Annotated in this window: 1 protein-coding gene; it reads right to left on the bottom strand. The window is 51.2% G+C overall.

Translation table 11 applies throughout. The features are described from left to right. Window positions 1-1,528 (bottom strand): calcium-binding protein (locus tag ACYPYQ_RS13520; RefSeq protein WP_459724440.1); only part of this gene is annotated, 1,528 nt, incomplete at its 3' end. Between the last annotated feature and the right edge of the window lie 80 nt (window positions 1,529-1,608).

Below are 1,608 nucleotides of genomic sequence, written 5' to 3'. Positions count from 1 at the left end.
CATTCAGGACATCATTGCCCGTACCCCCTTCAAATACATTCCCAGCCGCTTCATAACTGTTGTAGTTGTAGGTGTTGTAATAGGTGTAACCAGTCGGCCTATCCGCATTCAACGTGTCGTCACCCGCTCCGCCTATCAGCGTGTCACTTCCTGTACCTCCGTTCAGCGTGTCGTTGCCTGCCAAACCAAACAGAGAGTCATTTCCAGAGCCACCGTTCAGGATGCTATTTTGATCTGTTCCAACAACAATGTCGGCCTGTGATGTACCAGATAAGCTAAATCCAGGCTGCCCTTCAACTTGCAACCCGACTATATTCAACGCGGACAACAAGGTTGTAGTCATTGGAGTATTGTTAAGAACATTCTCAAACAATTCACTGCCTTGACTGGCCCAATCAGTTTCCTTCAACATCTCAGATGTAGTACGGTTGAAATCAACGAGATCAGTTAAACCAGTTTCAACATCAACATTCAGAACGTCTTGGAATGCCGCCAACACTCCGCTGAAATCAAATGCAATATTGTCGTTGGTGATTGTCAGCCCAATTTTATCGAGGTATGGCTTCAGGCGCGTTTGCGGTAACAAAGCGTCATAGACAGAATTTTTCAAGGCGCTGTACGCCTGATCTACCAAAGCCATTTGCGCCTGAGACATTGTTATGGTGATTTGCGTCCCTGCAACAGACATGCCTGCAATGGTTTGCACCCCAACACCGGTCTCGAATGGCAGGCGATAAAATGCTCTGCCATTGAATTGTTCCAGGGCAGTCAGTCGCGCAAAATGCGCTGCATCCAGATTGGTGGTGAGGGTGTAGCCATTTGCCGCTGCCCGCGTCTGCATATCTGCCACACCGCTTGTGGCTCCCCATTCACCCACAAGCTCATCCAGCAACTGATGTTGTGCAGTGCTAGTGGCTGATTGCGCATATTGGTCAAGCGTAGTCAGCAAAGTTGGCGACAGGCTAGCGGCTTCGCGTAGGTCGCGCACCACGCCCGAGCCTTGCATGTCAGGCAAGGTCGCGGCCAAGGGGTCAAGCGGCACGGAATCCACAAACATTCGATGAAAAGTATCCGCAGCCAGATTGACATCTGCCAAGCCAGAAGTAATGCCCATGCCTCCCATGCTGCCATCGGTAAGTGTATAGCTGCCCAGATCGGCGATTTCGTTGCCATTGGCCAACATCTGGCTGTTTTCAATCTTAGCGACATTGATGCTAGCAATGTTGAGTTCGGCGAGGGTCTTGAGCTCGCTTGTTTCGCCCGCATCCAGAACGCCGTTGCCGTTGGCATCGACGAAGCTGATGCCATCCTGATTCAGGTCTTGCCAGATGCGCAAGTTGGCAAAATTTGCATCCAGTGAATTCACCACGCCATCAGCATTAGTATCTTGCGCGGCCAATGCGGCAAACCCATCTGCAGCATTACCACCCGTTGCCAAGGGCGTACTGTCGCCAAAGAGTTCGGTGCCGTTATCGATTGCTCCGTTTCCGTTTCTGTCTGACCTGCCCAGATTCTTCGGACCATTCATTCTTGGAGAACGGCCTCGGTTTCAGCGGTCTTGCCGCCCATTGATCTGAACGCGCTTGGCGTCAGATTACCTAAACTCGA

This window comes from Sideroxyarcus sp. TK5 (assembly GCF_054601595.1).
This window is presented reverse-complemented; position numbering and strand designations above follow the sequence as displayed.